This window comes from Nonomuraea angiospora, from assembly GCF_014873145.1.
GTDB classification, from domain to species: domain Bacteria; phylum Actinomycetota; class Actinomycetes; order Streptosporangiales; family Streptosporangiaceae; genus Nonomuraea; species Nonomuraea angiospora.
The window spans coordinates 11,875,591-11,893,057 of the sequence record NZ_JADBEK010000001.1; the positions used below are offsets into that span (position 1 = coordinate 11,875,591).

Genomic DNA, 17,467 nt, shown 5'->3' on the forward strand with positions numbered 1-17,467 from the left:
CGCGGCCTTTTGAACCCTCGACACGCCCATGAGGGTTGACCGCCCGGTCACCCCGCTCCACCCCGCCCCATCGCTCTGACCTGCGGTAACGCAACGGAAACCGATGATGAAGACGGTTCGAATCAGTTGACGGTGGGGAGAAGTGGAGTATGGTGGTGCGCAGTGGAGGGCCCGGTGCACCAGCGCTGAGCGCTTCACGAGGCACGGGAGGTGGGGCCGATGTTCCTCGGCACCCATCAACCGCGTCTGGACGACAAGGGACGGCTGTTCCTGCCGGCTAAGTACCGTGAGGAGCTGGCGGAGGGTCTTGTGATCACCAAAGGCCAGGAGCGATGCCTCTACGTCTTTCCCGTAGAGGAGTTCCAGCGCATTACCGAGGCTCTCAGCACCGCCCCGGTCACCGCCAAGGCGGTGCGCGACTACAGCCGCGTCTTCTTCGCCAGCGCGTCCGACGAGAAGCCAGACAAGCAAGGGCGCATCACGATCCCGCAGAGCCTGCGTCAATACGCGGGTTTGGAGCGTGACTGCGTCGTCATCGGGGCCAACACCCGGCTGGAGATCTGGGACGCAAAGGCCTGGGACACCTATCTCAACGCGCAGGAGCAGGCGTTCGCCGATCTGTCGGAGGAGGTGCTGCCAGGGATCTTGTAGTGACCACGGTCGATCCGTCGGTGTTGTCGTTCGGCGAGGTCTCCACCCGCAACCACTGCCCGTCAGCTGATGCACCTTCCCCGGTGTCAGATGACAGGCGTCCACGAAGAGGGTGCGGATGGGGACCTGGCCGGGCGGCGCCGGGTGGGGACTCAAAGGTGGCCGACGATCGATCTATACGCGTCATCCGCGGGCAAGGGCGCGAGAGGGGGGTTGGAGATGGAGGACAACGCTGGCACGGGCGGTCACGTTCCGGTGATGCTCGAGCGCGTTCTGGAGCTGCTCGGTCCCGCGCTGACCGGCAGCGAGCCGGTCGTCGTCGACGCCAACCTCGGCCTCGGTGGCCACTCGGAGGCCCTGCTCGCGGCCTACCCGTCACTGCATCTGATCGGGATCGACCGCGACCCTTTCGCGATCGACTTCTCGACCCGCCGGCTGAGCCCGTACGCGGACCGGATCACCCTGGTCCACGCCTCCTCCGGTGACCTGACCGAGGTGCTCGCCCGCGCGGGCCGCACCACCGTCAACGGAGCCCTGTTCGACCTGGGGGTCTCCTCGCCGCAGCTCGACGAGGCGGAGCGCGGGTTCGCCTATTCCTACGACGCGCCGCTCGACATGCGGATGGACACCGACCAGGAGCTGACGGCGGAGCAGGTGGTCAACACCTACTCCGCCACGGAGCTGATCCGCATCCTGCGCGACTACGGAGAAGAGCGATTCGCTCCGCGTGTCGCGGGCCTGATCATCAAGGAACGGGCCAAAGAGGCCATAACCTCGACTAAGCGGCTTGCGGACATCGTGCGTGAGGCGATTCCCGCCGCGACCCGGCGCACTGGGGGAAACCCCGCCAAGAGGACTTTCCAAGCGCTGCGCATCGAGGTGAACGCGGAGCTGTCCGCCCTGGAGGCGGCGTTGCCCGCGGCACTCGACGCGCTGGTGCTGGGTGGGCGAGTCGTCGTGCTCTCGTACCACTCGCTCGAGGACCGGCTCACCAAGCAGGCCCTCACGGCGCGAACCAGGGACACCAGCCCCCCCGGGCTGCCCGTCCCACTGCCGGCTCACCAGCCGAGGTTCCGCCTCCTGACGAGGGGAGCCGAGCTCCCAAGCGAAGAAGAGCTCGCCCGCAACCCGCGGGCGGCCTCGGCCCGGCTACGGGCGGCAGAGAGGATCCGTGTTGACGACTGAGCAGGAGACCGGCCGGGGAGCGCCCGTCCGCCGCGCGACCCCCAAGACGGGCACGCGCCGGCTCGGGGCGCCGCACCAGTCCAAGCCGCGGCCCCGTCCTGACGTCGAGAGCAAGCTGTCGGCGGCCGAGCGGGCGCGCCAGGACCTCGACGGCAAGCGGCCCGGCGCCGAGCGGGAGCGTGCCGACGGCGCCACCCGCGTGCGCCCGGACAGCCGCCCCGGCACCCGCCCTGGCCCTGGCACCCGCCCGGGCGCCGGCACGGGCACCGGCACTCGCACGGGCACCGCCGGCAAGCGGATCGGCTCGATGAGCGCGCAGATCCGGCGGCCGATGGCGCGGCGCCGGCCCGCGCGCAGGCAGCGCGCGCCGTTCGTGCTGCTCGTCGTCGGGCTGCTCTGCGGCGGCCTGGTGAGCCTGCTGCTGCTCAACACCATGCTCGCCAAGGACGCCATCACCGACGCCGACCTGCGCGACGAGATCGCGGTGGCGCGCCAGGAGAAGGAGAAGATCGAGCTGGAATACCAGCTCAAGACGCAGCCCGACGTCCTCGCCACGATGGCCGAGAACCAGGGCGAGCACCGCAACTGGGACAACGTCGACAGCTGGAGCGACGCCGACGGCCAGAGCGGTCAGGCGGACCGGGAACGGTGAGCAACTCGGGCGGCAGGGGGCAGGGACCCGGCCGCGGCGCTGGCGGCGCCGGCTCTCAAGGAGGGCCCGGCGCCGCTCGTCGTACGCCGGGAGGTCCGGGACGGGCGGGGCGGCAGGGCGGCTCCGCACGTTCTGATGGAGGGCGTTCCGACGGGTCGGGCCGTCCGGCGTCGCCGGAGAACCCGCCGCGCCAGCCGCGCAAGCGGCCACCGGACCCGCTCGACCTGCCGTTCGGCCCCGATGACCCGCCACGGGCTCGTCCGCCGCGCGAGTCCGGCGACGAACCGCGCGGCCGTTCCCGCCGCGACGACGCCGACCGGGCCGACCCGGGGGAGACCGGCCGTCCCCGCTCCGGCGGCAGCCGCCAGAGCGGCCCCGACCGTGCCCGCCGCGACGGCACCCGCCAGAGCGGCCCGGACCGCGGCCGTCCGGGCGGCTCGGGACGCGGCCGCTCGCGCGGCGACGCCGCGGACGGCACCCGCAGGCGCCCGCGCGACGAGGACGACCGCCCGCGCAGCGGCACGGGACGGGACCGTGATGACGGCGACCGCCCCAGGAGTGGCGGGGGACGAGGCCGCGACGAGGACGACCGTCCCAGGGGTGGCGCGGGGCGGGGCGAGGACGACCGGCCCAGGAACAGCGCGGGGCGCGGCGAGGACGACCGGCCCAGGAACAGCGCGGGGCGCGGCCGTGACGAGGGCGACCGGCCCAGAGGGCGTGCTCCCCGGGGGCGCGACGAGGCCGAGCGGCTGCGCGGGCGCGTCCAGGGAGGCGACGAGCGGGCACGCGGCCGGCAGGAGGACGACGCGCCGCGCCGCGGCCGGCAGGAGGACGACCTCCGGAGCCGGGCCAGGGAGGACGGCGCGCTGCGGCGTCCCCAGGCGGGCGGCCCGAGGCCGCAGACCGCCAGGCCGGAGGCGGCACGGGGCGGCGAGCGGGTGGCGGCGCGCCGCGGCGGTGAGGTGCCCCCGCCCAGAGGGCCGCGCCGCCCGCCGCCGCGCCCGCCCAGGCCGCCGCTGGTGCTGCAGCTGGGCAACCCGCGCAGGCGCATCAACATCGGCCTGATCGGCATGACGTTCGTGCTGTCGATCTTCGCCGGACGGCTGATCCAGATGCAGGGCCTCGACTCCAAGGTGTACGAGGCCGCGGCGGTGGGCCAGCGCACGCACACCGAGCAGATCCCCGCCAAGCGCGGCTCGATCACCGACGTCAACGGCCACGGCCTGGCCATCACCGTCGAGGCGCGCGAGCTGTCCATCGACCCGTCCAAGGTCACCCCCCAGACCCGGGCCAAGTGGTCCGCGCTGCTGGCCCAGCAGCTCGGCAAGAGCGAGCAGGAGATCGCCGCCAAGCTGGCCAGGACCAACACCCGCTACCAGCGCCTGGCCACGGACGTAGACCCGGTCGTGGCCACCCGCCTGCAGCAGGCCGGCGTGCCCTCGCTGGCGGCGAAGAAGACCTACCGCAGGCTCTACCCGGCGGGCGACCTGGCGGGCAGCCTCATCGGGTTCGTCGGCGACGAGGGCGCCGGGCTGGGCGGCATCGAGCAGGCCAGGAACGCCCTGCTGGCCGGCCAGGACGGCGAGCAGCGCGTCGAGACGGGCCGCGACGGCCTGCGCATCCCGATGACCAGCAGCCAGCACACCGCGCCCGTCAACGGCCAGGACGTGCGGCTGACGATCGACCGCGACATCCAGTGGGCCGCCCAGGAGTCGATCGCCGAGCAGGTCGAGAAGGCCGGCGCCGACAGCGGCACCGTGATCGTCATGGACGTGCAGAGCGCCCAGATCATCGCCATGGCCAACGCCCCCGAGCTCGACCTGAACAACTGGCGCAAGGCCCCCGCGGCCACGTACGTCAACAAGGCCGCCGCCGACGTGTTCGAGCCCGGCAGCACCAACAAGGTGATCACGGCCGCAGCCGCGATCGAGGCCGGCGCGGTGACGCCCGACACGGTGTTCCAGGTCCCCGACCGGATCAAGTGCGCCGACCAGGTGCTGCGCGACGCGCACCCGCACAAGGCCGAGTCGATGACGTTCCGCCAGGCCGTGGCCGAGTCCAGCAACGTGGCCACGATCATGGCCGCGCGCAAGGTCGGCAGCGAGCGCCTCTACCGGATGCTGAAGGCGTTCGGGTTCGGCACGCGGCCGGGCGGCGGCGTGCCGGGCGCGGAGGCGGGGCTGCTGCCCGACTACAAGAGCTGGTCGGGCAGCCAGAGCTGCACCGTCGCCTACGGGCAGGGCGTTTCGGTGACCGCGCTGCAGATGGCCAGCGTCTACCAGACCATCGCCAACGGCGGCGTCAAGATCGAGCCGCGGATCGTGGCCGGCACGACGGACACGTCCGGCAGGTTCGTTCCCGCTCCCGCAGGTAAGCAGACCAGAGTGGTGAGCGCGACGACGGCCAAGGAGATCACGACGATGCTGGAGACCGCGGTGAGCGCCGAGGGCACGGGAGAGCTGGCGGCCATCCCCGGCTACCGGGTGGCGGGCAAGACGGGCACGGCCAACCGCTACGATGCGAAGCTCGGCCGGTACGAGGGCTACACGGCCTCGTTCGTCGGGTTCGCGCCCGCAGACAAGCCCCGGCTGGTGGTGCTGTCGGTGCTGCAGAACCCGAAGAACGGCCACTTCGGCGGGCAGTTGGCGGCCCCCGTGTTCAAGGATGTGATGACGTTCGCCATCAAGAGCAAGAAGATTCCTCCCACAGGCTCCGCCGCGCCGCCGGTGCGGATGCGCGCGGGACAGTGACCAGGGAAGGTACGCTCTCGCCGTGCGTCCCCCGTCGTCTATGCGTCCTACGACCAGCCCGCCCCGCCCGCTGACCGGGCTCGCGACCATGCTCGACGCCGACTCAGGCACGTCGCGGTCGCCTCATGCCGCCCTGACCGGCGTCACCATCGACTCCCGCGACGTCAGTCGCGGAGATCTCTACGTGGCGTTGCCGGGCAACCAGGCCCACGGAGCCGCCTTCGCCGCCGAGGCGATGGCCAAGGGAGCGGTGGCGGTGCTCACCGACCGCGCCGGCCGCGACGAGGCCGTCGCGACCGGGCTGCCGGTGCTGATCGTGCCCGATCCGCGCGCCCTGCTCGGGCAGATCTCCTCCTGGGTGTACGGCCAGCCGGCCCACGACATCCAGATCCTCGGAGTCACCGGCACCAGCGGCAAGTCCACCACCACGTTCATGATCGAGGCCGGCCTGCGGGCGGCCGGGCACCGGGCCGGCCTGGTGGGCGGCGTCGAGATCCGCGCGGGCGAGGAGCGTTTCCAGCCCACGCTGACCACGCCCGAGGCGCCGCAGCTGCACGGCCTGTTCGCCCTGATGCGCGAAAAAGGCGTCAGCGCGGCCGTCATGGAGGTCTCCAGCCACGCCCTGGCGCTCGGCCGGGTCGACGGGATCTTCTACGACGTCGCCCTGTTCACCAACCTCTCCCAGGACCACCTCGACTTCCACAAGGACTTCGAGGACTACTTCGCGACCAAGGTGCGGCTGTTCCAGCCGGAGCTGAGCCGGGTCGGCGTGACCAACATCGACGACCGCTACGGGCGGGAGCTGCTCGACCTGGCGAAGGTGCCGATGACCACCTACTCGGCGCTGGGCGACCCGGAGGCCGAGTGGCGGGCGCTGGACGCCCGGCTGGGCGCCGACGGCAGCGCGTTCAGGGTCGTGGGGCCCGGCGGGGTCGAGGCGGACGCGCAGATCGCGCTGCCGGGGCCGTTCAACGTCGCCAACGCGCTCGGCTCGATCGTCACGCTCGTCGAGGCCGGGGTGCCGCTGCACACCGCCGTGCACGGCGTGGGCACGCTCACCGGGGTCCCCGGGCGCATGCAGCGGATCACGGCCGCGGGCGACGAGTTCCAGGCCGTCGTGGACTACTCCCACAAGCCCGGCGCCGTGGAGTCGGTGCTGCGCTCTCTGCGCTCCGTCACGGCGGGCACGCTGACGATCGTGCTCGGCTGCGGCGGCGACCGCGACAAGGGCAAACGGCCGGTCATGGGCGAGCTCGCCGCCCAGCTGGCGGATGTGGCCATTTTCACGAGCGACAATCCGCGCTCGGAGGATCCGCTGGCCATTCTCACGACGATGATGGAGGGAGCGCTCCGCGTTCCGCAGCACGACCGCGCTCATGTGATCATTGAGCCCGACCGCGCGGCCGCCATCGGCCTGGCGATCGCCCGGGCCGGGCAAGGCGACGTGATCGTCGTGGCCGGCAAGGGTCATGAGCAGGGTCAGTACATTTCAGGCGAAGTGATCCCCTTCGACGACCGTGAGGTGGTCGCGGAGGCGATCGCCGCACGCAAGGAAAGCACGGAAAGCAGGAAGCACTGATGATCCCCTTGCCTCTGGCCAGGATCGCCGAGATAACCTCGGGCGCCCTGACGGGCATGGCCGATCCCCGCGCGGTCGTGCGCGGGCCCGTCGTGATCGACTCGCGGGCCGTAGAACCGGGATCGCTGTTCGTGGCCATCAAGGGCGCGCGCGTCGACGGCCACGACTACGCCGCGCAGGCGATCAGGGCCGGAGCCGTCGCCGTGCTGGCCACCAGGCCGGTCGAGGGACCCGCGGTGATCGTGCCCGACGCCGCCGCCGCGCTGGCCGAGCTGGCCACCGCCCAGGCGGCCGCGCTGTCCGGGGTCACCGTGATCGGCGTGACCGGCTCGGCGGGCAAGACCAGCACCAAGGACCTGCTGGCGCGGCTCACCGCCCGCGTCGGGCCCACGATCGCCCCCGTCGGCAGCTTCAACAACGAGCTCGGACACCCGCTGACCGTGCTGCGGGCCGACCTCGACACCCGCTTCATGGTGCTGGAGCTGGCCGCGCGCAACATCGGCCACATCAAGGACCTGACCCGCATCGCGCCGCCGCAGATCGGCGTGGTGCTCAACGTCGGCACCGCGCACCTCGGCGTCTTCGGCGGCAAGGAGGCCATCGCCAAGGCCAAGGGCGAGCTGGTCGAGGCGCTGCCGCGCACCGGCGTGGCCGTGCTGAACGCCGACGACCCGCTGGTGCGCGGCATGGCCTCGCGCACGGACGCGCGGGTCACGTTCTTCGGCCGGGGCGAGTCGGCCTCCATCCGCGCCGAGGGCGTCACGGTCGACGCCCGCGGGCGGGCCTCCTTCACGCTGCGCACCCCCTCGGGGTCCGCGCCCGTGTCGCTCCAGCTGTACGGGGAGCACGCCGTCGACAACGCCCTGGCCGCCGCCGCGGCCGGTTACGAGCTGGGCCTGCCGGTGGCGACCATCGCCGCCGAGCTGTCGCAGGCCACTCCGGTCAGCCGGTGGCGGATGGAGGTCACGGACCGGGCCGACGGTGTGACGGTCGTCAACGACGCGTACAACGCCAATCCCGACTCGATGCGGGCGGCCTTCGCGGCCTTCGAGACGCTGGGCCGGGGGCGGCGGCGCTTCGCCGTCATCGCGGCGCTGCGCGAGCTGGGCGAGGAGGGGCCGGCGCTCAACGCGGAGCTGGGCCGGCTGGCCGGCGGCTCCGGCCTGGCCGGGCTCATCGTGGCCGGCCCGGACGCGGGCCCGGTGCTGGAAGGGGCGCGCGCCGCGGCGGCGCAGGCCCAGGCGGCCGCTCAGGCGGCCCTGGACGCCCAGGCGGCGGCCCACGCCGCGGCCGGGGTCCCGCAGGCGCCCGTCCCGCACCAGGATCCGCCTCAGGGCTGGCACGGGCCTTCCCCCGACCAGGGCTGGCACGGGCCCGCGCAGGACCAGGGCTGGCAAGGGCCCGCGCAGGACCAAGGGTGGCACGGGCCGTCCCCCGAGCAGGGGGCCCCGCAGCCCGGCTGGCAGGCGCCGGACGCCGGTGGCGTGCCCCCGCAGGGGTGGCAGGCGCCCCCGGCGGGCGGGCCCGTGCCCGGGCAGCCCCCGGTGGGCGGGCCTCCCATGGGCGAAGCTCCCTTCGGCGGGGCTCCCGCCGGGCCGCACGGGGGCGGACCCGTGGCCGGGGCGCCGCCCGGCGCCGGGGCCGCGTATCCTGCGCAGGCGATGCGAATTGTGCACGTGCCCGATGCCGAGGCGGCCGCGGCCGAGCTGGCCGGATGGCTGCGGCCGGGTGACGCGGTGCTGGTGAAGGGACCGAGAGCCATGGGTCTGGAACGGACGGCCGAGCTCGTGCTCGGAGGTGCCGCTCAGTGACCGAGATCATCATCGCCGGTGCGGTGGGCCTGATCCTCTCGATGCTGGGCACCCCGCTGGCGATCCGGCTGTTGTCGCGGCGCCGCTACGGCCAGCAGATCCGGGAGGAAGGCCCGTCGGGGCACCAGGGCAAGCGGGGCACCCCCACCATGGGCGGCATCGTGTTCGTGCTGGCCGCGCTGCTCGCCTACGGCGCCTCCCACCTGGCCACCTTCGCCGCGCCCACCGTCTCGGGCATGCTGGTGCTGTTCCTGATGACGGGGCTCGGCGCGGTCGGGTTCCTCGACGACTTCATCAAGATCTACAAGCAGCGCAGCCTCGGCCTGCGCAGCGGCGCCAAGGCGCTCGGCCAGCTCATCGTCGGCGCGGTCTTCGCGTTCCTGGTGGTCCGCCAGCCGAACATCTACGGCATCACCCCCGCCGAGACCCGGGTGTCGTTCCTGCGGGACATCGGCCCGTCGATCGGCATCGTCGGGTTCACCATCTGGGTGCTCTTCATGATCGTCGGGTTCTCCAACGCGGTGAACCTCACCGACGGCCTCGACGGCCTGGCCAGCGGCGCGACCGGCGTCGTGCTGGCCGCGTACGTGCTGATCGGCAACTGGCAGCTGCGCAACAACTGCATCGACCAGCTCGGCCCCAACTGCTACTGGGTGCGCGACCCGCTCGACCTGGCCGTGGTGGCCGCGGCCGTGCTCGGGGCGCTGATCGGGTTCCTGTGGTGGAACGCCCCGCCCGCCCGCATCTTCATGGGCGACACCGGCTCGCTGGCCCTGGGCGGCGTGCTGGCCGGCCTGGCCATCGCCACCCGCACCCAGCTCCTGCTGATCATCCTGGCCGGCCTGTGCGTGATCATCACCCTGTCGGTCATCATCCAGGTCGGGTTCTTCAAGATGACCGGGAAACGGGTGTTCAGGATGGCGCCGCTGCAGCACCACTTCGAGCTGAAGGGCTGGGCCGAGACCACGATCGTGGTCAGGTTCTGGCTGGTCGCGATGCTCTGCTCGGCCCTCGGGCTCGGGCTGTTCTACGTCGAGTGGATGCCGAAGCCATGAGTGTCACGTGCGTGGCCGGGCTCGGCGTGTCCGGCACCGCCGTGGCGCGGGTGCTGGCCGAGCGCGGCGAGCACGTCGTGGTCGTGGAGGCGGTGGAGGGCGAGCGCCAGCTCGCCGCCGCCGCCGAGCTGGCCGCGGCCGGCGTGGAGACCCGTTTCGGCGCCATGGAGATCCCGGAGGGCGCGACCCGCCTGGTCACCACCGGCTGGGCGCCGCACCACCCGCTGATCGCCGCCGCGCTCGAGGCGGGCGTCGAGGTCGTGGGGGAGGTGGAGCTGGCCTGGCGGCTGCGCCCGGCGCAGGCGGCCCCGTGGCTCGCGCTGACCGGCACCAACGGCAAGACCACCGCCGTGCGCATGCTGACCTCGATCCTGCTGGCCGCCGGGCACAAGGCCCTGGCCGTCGGGAACGTGGGCGTCCCCGTGGTGCGGGCCGTCGCCGAGCCGTACGACGCGCTGGCCGTCGAGCTGTCCAGCTTCCAGCTCCACTGGTCCAGCACGCTGGCCCCGCACGCCGCGGCCATCCTCAACGTGGCCCCCGACCACCTCGACTGGCACGGCTCCATGGAGGAGTACGCCGCCGCCAAGGGCCGCATCTTCGAGCGGGCCGCGCACGTGATCTACAACGCCGACGATCCCGAGGCCACGAGGCTGGCCGCGCCCTATCCGGGAGCGGTCGGGTTCACGCTGCGGGTGCCCAGGCGCGGTGAGATCGGCGTGGTGGAGGACCTGCTGGTCGACCGGGCGTTCGTGGCCGACCCCGTGGAGGCGGCCGAGGAGCTGGCGACGCTGGAGGACATACGGCCCTTCGCGCCGCACAACGTGGCCAACGCGCTGGCCGCCGCCGCTCTGGCCCGCTCGCTCGGCGTGCCGTCGGAGGCGGTGCGCCAGGGGCTGCGCGACTTCGTGCCCGACCCCCACCGGCTCGCCCACGTGGACCGGGTGGGGGAGGTCGACTACATCGACGACTCCAAGGCGACCAACCCGCACGCCGCCGCCGCGGCGCTGGCCTCGTACCCGTCGATCGTGTGGGTCGCGGGCGGTCAGCTCAAGGGCGCGGACGTCGACGACCTGGTGCGCCAGGCGGCCCCCAGACTGCGCGGCGCGGTGCTGCTCGGGGCCGATCGGGCCAGGATCGCCGAAGCCATCGCGCGACACGCGCCGAATGTCCCCGTCGTGGACATCGCCGATCGGGACACTGGTGCGATGGAAAGAGTCGTCACCGAAGCCGCCCGGCTGGCCTCGCCCGGGGACACCGTGCTGCTCTCCCCGGCGGGGGCCTCGCTCGACATGTTCGCCAACTATCCGGCGCGGGGGGAGGCCTTCGCGCGCGCCGTACGCGAGCTGAGGCTGCGACGTGAGCGCGAGCGCTGAGGAGCCGCGCGCCGTCGAGGGGCCGGGCGGCTGGGCGCGGGAGCAGCTCGGCTCGCTGAAGGAGCTGCTCGACAAGCCGCTGACGACGTACTACCTGATCATCATGTGCAGCGCGCTGCTGCTCGCGCTCGGCCTGATGATGGTGCTGTCGGCCTCCAGCGTCGAGGCGCTGCAGAAGACCGGCAGCCCGTTCTCGTGGTTCTTCAAGCAGTCGCTGTCGGCCGCGGTGGGCCTGCCGGTGATGTGGGCCTGCTCGCGGCTGCCGGTCAAGTTCTTCCGCTGGGCCGGCTACCCCATGATGGCGCTGTCGATCCTGGCGCTGGTCATGGTGCTGTTCATCGGCTCGTCCGAGCTGGGCGCGCAGCGGTGGATCTACATCGGCCCGTTCACCCTGCAGCCGTCCGAGCCGGCCAAGCTCGGGCTCGTGCTGTGGGGGGCCGACCTGCTGGCCAGGCGGGCGCGGCAGGGGCGCATCGAGTGGCGGCAGCTGCTGATCCCGCTCATGCCCGGCACCGCGATCCTGGCCGTCATGGTCATGCTCGGCCGCGACCTGGGCACCACGCTGGTGCTGTTCATGATCTTCCTGGCGCTGCTGTGGGTGGTGGGGGCGCCGATCAAGCTGTTCGGCGGCATCCTGTCGCTGGCGGTGCTCGCCGCGGTCATCATGATCAAGGTGGAGCCGTACCGGATGGCGCGCATCGGGGCCTACCTCAACCCGTGGGCCGACGCGCAGGGCGACGGCTACCAGGCCGTCCAGGGACAGATCGCGATGGGCTCGGGCAGCTGGTTCGGGCTCGGGCTCGGCAGCAGCCGGCAGAAGTGGAACTGGCTGCCCCACGGCGAGAGCGACTTCATCTTCGCCATCCTCGGCGAGGAGCTCGGGCTGATGGGCACGCTGATGGTGGTGGCGCTGTTCGGGCTGCTCGGGTACGCGGGGCTGCGCGTCGCCGTCCGCGTCAACGACCCCTTCACCAGGCTCGCCGCCGCCGCCATGGTGGCCTGGATCGTCGGGCAGGCGACCGTCAACATGGGTGCCGTGCTCGGCGTCCTGCCGATCACCGGCATCCCCCTGCCGCTGGTCTCGTACGGCGGATCCTCGTTGCTGCCCACGCTCGCCGCGCTCGGCATGCTGCTGTCGTTCGCCAAACGCGAGCCGGGCGCGCGGGAGGCCTTGAAAGCTCGTGGCCCCGGGCCGGCCGCCCGGGCCCTAAGCTGGCTTGGCCTGGGGGGTACGACCAGAGGCCGAGTGAAACGTTAGGGAGTGACCGAGATGAGGGTGGTCCTCGCCGGTGGTGGGGCGGCCGGGCACATCGAGCCCGCGCTCGCCCTTGCGGACGCGCTGCGGCATCTTGACCGGAGCGTCGGCATCACCTGCATGGGCACCGAGCGCGGTTTGGAGACGCGGCTGGTTCCCGCCAGGGGATACGAGCTGGCGCTGGTGCCGGCCGTGCCGCTGCCAAGGGCGATCACTCCGAGCCTGCTCACCGTGCCGGGCCGGCTGGCCGGGGCGATCAACGCCGCGGCCGGCATACTCGACCGGGTTCAGGCCGACGTCCTCGTGGGCTTCGGCGGCTACGTCGCGACCCCCGCCTACCTGGCGGCCAAGCGGCGCGGCGTGCCGATCGTCGTGCACGAGGCCAATCCGCGGCCCGGCCTGGCCAACCGGCTGGGCGCCCGGCTCACCGACCACGTCTTCACCGGCTTCCCCGAGGCCGCGATGCCCAAGGCCGAATACATCGGCACCCCGCTGCGCCGCGAGATCGTCACGCTCGACCGGCTGTCGGCGGGCGACAAGGCGCGCTCCTGGTTCGGGCTGGAGAACGACCGGCCCACGCTGCTCGTCTTCGGCGGCTCGCAGGGCGCCAGGTCCCTCAACCAGGCCGCGCTCGCCGCCGCGCCCGTGCTGCGCAGCGCGGGCGTGCAGGTGCTCCACGTGCTCGGCCCGAACAACGCCGTCGACCACGAGCCGCCGCCGGGCGACCCCCAGTACGTCCTGCTGCCCTACGTCGACCGCATGGACGTCGCCTACGCGGCCGCCGACTTCGCGCTGTGCCGCGCCGGCGCGCTGTCGTGCGCGGAGCTGACCGCGGTGGGGCTGCCGGCCGCGTACGTGCCGCTGCCGCACGGCAACGGCGAGCAGGCCATCAACGCCGGGCGCATCGCCCGGGGCGGCGGCGGCCTGATGGTCGACGACGCCCAGCTGTCACCCGAATGGATCATCCACAACGTGCTGCCCATCCTCCGTGACCCCGAGCGGGTCGCCGCCATGTCGGAGGCCGCCTCCAGACTTGGCCGGAAGGACGCCGATATCATGCTTGCCCGGAAAGTGTTGGAGATAGCCCGATGAGTCTCGTCAAGCTGGTCGACCCCATTGCCGTTGCGGAGCTGGGGCGGGTGCACTTCATCGGCATCGGCGGCGCGGGCATGTCGGGCATCGCCCGCATCCTCCTCAAGCGCGGCGTGCGGGTGACGGGCAGCGACGCGCGCAGCTCCGAGCTGATCACCGAGCTGCGCGAGCTGGGCGCCACGGTCCACATCGGCCACGCCGCCTCGCACATCAAGGACGTCGACACCGTGGTCGTCTCGACCGCCATCCGCGACTCCAACCCCGAGCTGGGCGAGGCGCTCAAGCAGGGCCTGCGGATCATCCCGCGGGCCGCCGCGCTGGCCTCCGTCATGGCCGGGCGCACCGCCGTGGCCATCGCGGGCACCCACGGCAAGACCACCACCAGCTCGATGCTGACCGTGGCCCTGCAGAAGTGCGGTGCCGACCCGTCCTACTGCGTGGGCGGGCAGCTCGTCACCACCGGGCTCGGCGCCGACGAGGGGCAGGGCCAGGTGTTCGTGGCCGAGGCCGACGAGAGCGACGGCTCCTTCCTCATGCTCGCGCCGGACATCGCCGTGGTGACCAACGTCGAGGCCGACCACCTCGACAACTACGGCGACCCGGGGGCCGTGCACGCCAGCTTCGCCCGCTTCGCCGAGCGGGTGGGCTCGCTGCTGATCGCGTGCGCCGACGACCCGGGCGCGGCCGAGCTGGCGCACCGGGCGCGCGAGCGGGGGCTGCGGGTCAAGACGTACGGGGCCGAGGGCGAGGACTACCGCGTGAGCGGGGTCAGGCCCGACGGGTTCGGCACGGTCTTCGCCATCGAGGGCAGGGGTGAGGTCCGGCTGGCCGTCCCCGGGGCGCACAACGCGCTCAACGCCACCGCGGTGATCGCCGTGGCCGACGAGCTGGGGCTGCCCTTCGAGGAGATCAGAGAGGGGCTGGGGGCCTTCACGGGGGCCAAGCGGCGCTTCGAGGCCAAGGGCGAGGCCGGCGGCATCGCGGTCTTCGACAGCTACGCGCACCACCCGACCGAGCTCACGGCCGACCTGAAGGCCGCCCGCGACGTGGTCGCCTCCTACTCCGGCGACGGCCGGGTCATCGCGATCTTCCAGCCGCACCTCTACTCGCGCACCCGGTTCTTCGCCGACGAGTTCGGCGCGGCGCTCGGGCTGGCCGACGAGGCCATCGTGCTCGACGTCTACGGGGCCCGCGAGGATCCCGAGCCGGGCGTCTCGGGCGCGATGGTGGCCGGGAAGGTGCCGCTGCCCCCCGAGCGGGTCGCGTACGCGCCCGACCGGGCCCTGGTGCCCGCGATGGTGGCCGAGCGGGCGCGGCCCGGCGACATCGTGCTCACCATGGGCGCGGGCGACGTCACGGAGCTCGGCCCCCAGATCGTGGCCCGCCTCTCCTGAGAGCCCTGCCCAAACGGCGGGAGAGCGGGCGCGCCGCGTCCCGTTGGGGGGCGTTTGGGCGTGGCGCGCGGGTGCCCGGGCGCGCGTCGGCGTAGGTTCTGTGCCGACGCTCCGGGGCCGGATCCCGGGGCCGGCATGGGGAGGGCGATGAAGGCGAGGACCGCGTTCCTGGGGCTGCTGACGGCGGGAGTGGTGGGCACGGCCGCCTGGCTGGTGTTCTTCTCGCCGGTGCTGGGCGTGCGATCGATCGAGATCGTGGGAAATCTCACAGTGCCGAGCGAGCGCATCAAGCAGCAGGCCGGCGTGCCGGATCTCCATCCCCTCGCCACCGTCAACCTCGCCGACGTCGAGACCCGCGTCCTGGGCATCAGACAGCTCGCCAAGGCGAAGGTGGACCGGATCTGGCCGGGCACGCTCAAGATCGAAGTGGTCGAGCGCGAGCCCGTCGCGGCGATCCCCGCCGGCGGCAAGGTGGCGATCGTCGACAAGCAGGGCGTGGTGATCGAGGTCAAGTCCGCGGCGCCGCCCATGCTGCCGGTGCTGAAAGTCGACAACCCCGCCGTCGGCGACCCGGCCATGATGGCGGCGCTGCAGGTCATCCAGGCGGTCCCGGACGTGCTGGCCCCCAAGGTCAGGGAGGTGCGCGCGGGCACGGCCGAGGGCGTGACCCTGCTGCTGTCCGACGGGCGCACCGTCATCTGGGGCGGCGCCGACCGTCCCAAGGAGAAGGCCCGCATTCTCACATCACTGCTCAAACGCGAAAAAGCCACGGTGTACGACGTCAGTTCCCCGGACGTGGTGACGCTGAAGTGATCAAGACTGGGCAAGTGCCCGGCAACGGCATCGCCCAGCTTGTGCGAGGTGGGGGTCGCGGCGTGAGAGCCTTAAGTCGTGCGTCGGGCAGAGGAGCCCCCGACCAGGCGCGACTTCGGAGCGAAACGGACAGCCCGCGACACGCCGGACGTGCTTGCGGCGCGGTTAGTTGACCCGCCAGGTAGGGGACTCCTACTGTCCGTATCAATCCTCAGGTTGACATAAATCTAAATCTCAACCTGAGGTTGAGAGTTACCCGAAGTGACAAAAAGCGGAGACAATCCGCACCGAAATGGCAAGTCAACGAGCGGAAAGGCCCCTCGTCGTGGCAGCACCGCAGAACTACCTCGCGGTCATCAAGGTCGTCGGCATCGGCGGCGGCGGAGTCAACGCCGTCAACCGGATGATCGAGGAGGGACTCAAGGGCGTCGAGTTCATCGCGATAAACACCGACGCCCAGGCGCTGCTGATGAGTGACGCCGATGTGAAACTCGACGTGGGCCGTGAGCTCACGCGCGGACTGGGCGCGGGCGCCAACCCCGACGTGGGGCGCAAGGCGGCCGAGGACCACCGCGAGGAGATCGAGGAGGTCCTCAAGGGGGCCGACATGGTCTTCGTCACGGCCGGCGAGGGTGGCGGCACCGGCACGGGCGGCGCGCCCGTCGTGGCCAACATCGCCCGGTCGCTCGGCGCGCTCACCATCGGCGTCGTGACCAGGCCGTTCAGCTTCGAGGGGCGGCGCAGGGCCATGCAGGCCGAAGCCGGCATCGAGACGCTGCGCGACGAGGTCGACACGCTGATCGTGATCCCCAACGACCGTCTGCTGTCGATCTCCGACCGGCAGGTGAGCGTGCTCGACGCGTTCAAGGCGGCGGACCAGGTGCTGCTGTCCGGTGTCCAGGGCATCACCGACCTGATCACCACCCCTGGTCTGATCAACCTCGACTTCGCCGACGTCAAGTCGGTCATGTCGGGCGCCGGTTCCGCCCTCATGGGCATCGGCCACGCCCGGGGCGACGACCGTTCGGTGGCGGCGGCCGAGATGGCGGTCTCCAGCCCGCTGCTGGAGGCCAGCATCGACGGCGCCCACGGCGTGCTGCTGTCGATCGCGGGCGGCTCCGACCTCGGTCTGTTCGAGATCAACGAGGCCGCGCAGCTCGTGTCCATGGCGGCCGCGCCGGACGCCAACATCATCTTCGGCACGGTCATCGACGACGCGCTCGGCGACGAGGTCCGCGTGACGGTGATCGCGGCCGGGTTCGACGACGTGCCGCCCCCGGTGGAGAAGCCGCTGCCCCGCCCGGCGAGCCGTCCCGCCGCCCCGCCGGCCGCGCCGCCCGTGTCGTCGCCTGTGCGGCCGAGCGTCGCGTCCCCCAGCGTGAAGTCGGAGCAGCCTCCGCTGCGTCCTGAGCCGCGCGCTGAGGTGCGTCCGGAGCCGCGTGCGGACTTCCGGCCCGAGCCGCGCCCCGAGTTCCGTCCTGAGCCCCGTCCGGAGCCGCGGGCCGAGTTCAGGGCCGACTCCCGGCCGGAGCCGCGCGCGGAGTTCAGGGCGGATCCCCGCCCCGAGCCGCGTCCCGAGCCGCCCCGCCCGGAGCCGGTGCGCCCGGTGGAGCCGGCGCAGGCCCTCGGGCCCGTCGACGACGAGCCGCCGGCCGACGAGCCGTCCGGCCCCGTCTCCATCCCCCGGCCCACGCCCGAGCCCGCCAATCCGCCCACGCCCATCACCTCCCGCATGTCGGAGCCCGCCAAACGTCCTCGGGTGATCTTCGAGGAGCAGGAAGAGGAGCTCGACGTCCCCGACTTCCTCAAATAGCCCGGTAGCCTGACGCCGCTCCCCGCAGGGATCCGGGAGCGGCG

General features: G+C 72.6%; 13 protein-coding genes. All 13 read left to right on the top strand.

Annotation, left to right across the window (positions count from 1 at the left end; genetic code table 11):
* Window positions 1-219 precede the first annotated feature (219 nt).
* The 13 genes from mraZ (at window position 220) to ftsZ (ending at window position 17,423) form a co-directional block, all read left to right on the top strand.
* Window positions 220-651: a division/cell wall cluster transcriptional repressor MraZ gene (gene mraZ, locus H4W80_RS54505; RefSeq protein WP_192792243.1), complete on the top strand. Its 432-nt coding sequence runs from the start codon at window positions 220-222 to the stop codon at window positions 649-651.
* 219 nt (window positions 652-870) lie between these two features.
* Window positions 871-1,836: a 16S rRNA (cytosine(1402)-N(4))-methyltransferase RsmH gene (gene rsmH, locus H4W80_RS54510; RefSeq protein WP_192792244.1), complete on the top strand. Its 966-nt coding sequence runs from the start codon at window positions 871-873 to the stop codon at window positions 1,834-1,836.
* Window positions 1,826-2,488 carry a hypothetical protein gene (locus H4W80_RS54515; protein WP_192792245.1) on the top strand — a complete coding sequence of 221 codons (663 nt, stop codon included), beginning with the start codon at window positions 1,826-1,828 and terminating at the stop codon, window positions 2,486-2,488. The genes rsmH and H4W80_RS54515 overlap by 11 nt, the downstream gene beginning before the upstream one ends.
* Window positions 2,489-3,507: 1,019 nt before the next feature.
* Entirely contained in the window at window positions 3,508-5,238 is a 1,731-nt protein-coding gene (locus tag H4W80_RS64955) for a peptidoglycan D,D-transpeptidase FtsI family protein (RefSeq protein ID WP_465263723.1), read from the top strand.
* Between the two features lie 40 nt (window positions 5,239-5,278).
* Complete coding sequence (locus H4W80_RS54525) at window positions 5,279-6,817, top strand: UDP-N-acetylmuramoyl-L-alanyl-D-glutamate--2,6-diaminopimelate ligase (RefSeq protein WP_192792246.1); 1,539 nt, start codon at window positions 5,279-5,281, stop codon at window positions 6,815-6,817.
* Window positions 6,817-8,628 carry a UDP-N-acetylmuramoyl-tripeptide--D-alanyl-D-alanine ligase gene (locus H4W80_RS54530; RefSeq protein WP_318787518.1) on the top strand — a complete coding sequence of 604 codons (1,812 nt, stop codon included), beginning with the start codon at window positions 6,817-6,819 and terminating at the stop codon, window positions 8,626-8,628. Before H4W80_RS54525 ends, H4W80_RS54530 begins: the two co-directional genes overlap by 1 nt.
* Window positions 8,625-9,683, top strand: coding sequence for a phospho-N-acetylmuramoyl-pentapeptide-transferase (gene mraY / locus H4W80_RS54535; protein WP_185073009.1), 1,059 nt, complete (start codon window positions 8,625-8,627; stop codon window positions 9,681-9,683). Before H4W80_RS54530 ends, mraY begins: the two co-directional genes overlap by 4 nt.
* Window positions 9,680-11,056, top strand: coding sequence for a UDP-N-acetylmuramoyl-L-alanine--D-glutamate ligase (murD, locus tag H4W80_RS54540; protein WP_192792247.1), 1,377 nt, complete (start codon window positions 9,680-9,682; stop codon window positions 11,054-11,056). Before mraY ends, murD begins: the two co-directional genes overlap by 4 nt.
* Complete coding sequence (ftsW, locus tag H4W80_RS54545) at window positions 11,040-12,314, top strand: putative lipid II flippase FtsW (protein WP_192792248.1); 1,275 nt, start codon at window positions 11,040-11,042, stop codon at window positions 12,312-12,314. Before murD ends, ftsW begins: the two co-directional genes overlap by 17 nt.
* Before the next feature lie 12 nt (window positions 12,315-12,326).
* Window positions 12,327-13,403 (top strand): undecaprenyldiphospho-muramoylpentapeptide beta-N-acetylglucosaminyltransferase, encoded by a 1,077-nt coding sequence (gene murG, locus H4W80_RS54550; protein WP_192792249.1) that lies wholly within the window; start codon window positions 12,327-12,329, stop codon window positions 13,401-13,403.
* A complete protein-coding gene (gene murC / locus H4W80_RS54555; RefSeq protein ID WP_192792250.1) occupies window positions 13,400-14,797 on the top strand; it encodes a UDP-N-acetylmuramate--L-alanine ligase in 1,398 nt (465 codons plus the stop codon). Before murG ends, murC begins: the two co-directional genes overlap by 4 nt.
* A gap of 147 nt (window positions 14,798-14,944) precedes the next feature.
* Entirely contained in the window at window positions 14,945-15,610 is a 666-nt protein-coding gene (locus tag H4W80_RS54560; protein WP_185073014.1) for a cell division protein FtsQ/DivIB, read from the top strand.
* Window positions 15,611-15,935: 325 nt separating this feature from the next.
* Window positions 15,936-17,423 (top strand): cell division protein FtsZ, encoded by a 1,488-nt coding sequence (ftsZ, locus tag H4W80_RS54565; protein WP_192792251.1) that lies wholly within the window; start codon window positions 15,936-15,938, stop codon window positions 17,421-17,423.
* Window positions 17,424-17,467: the final 44 nt, after the last annotated feature.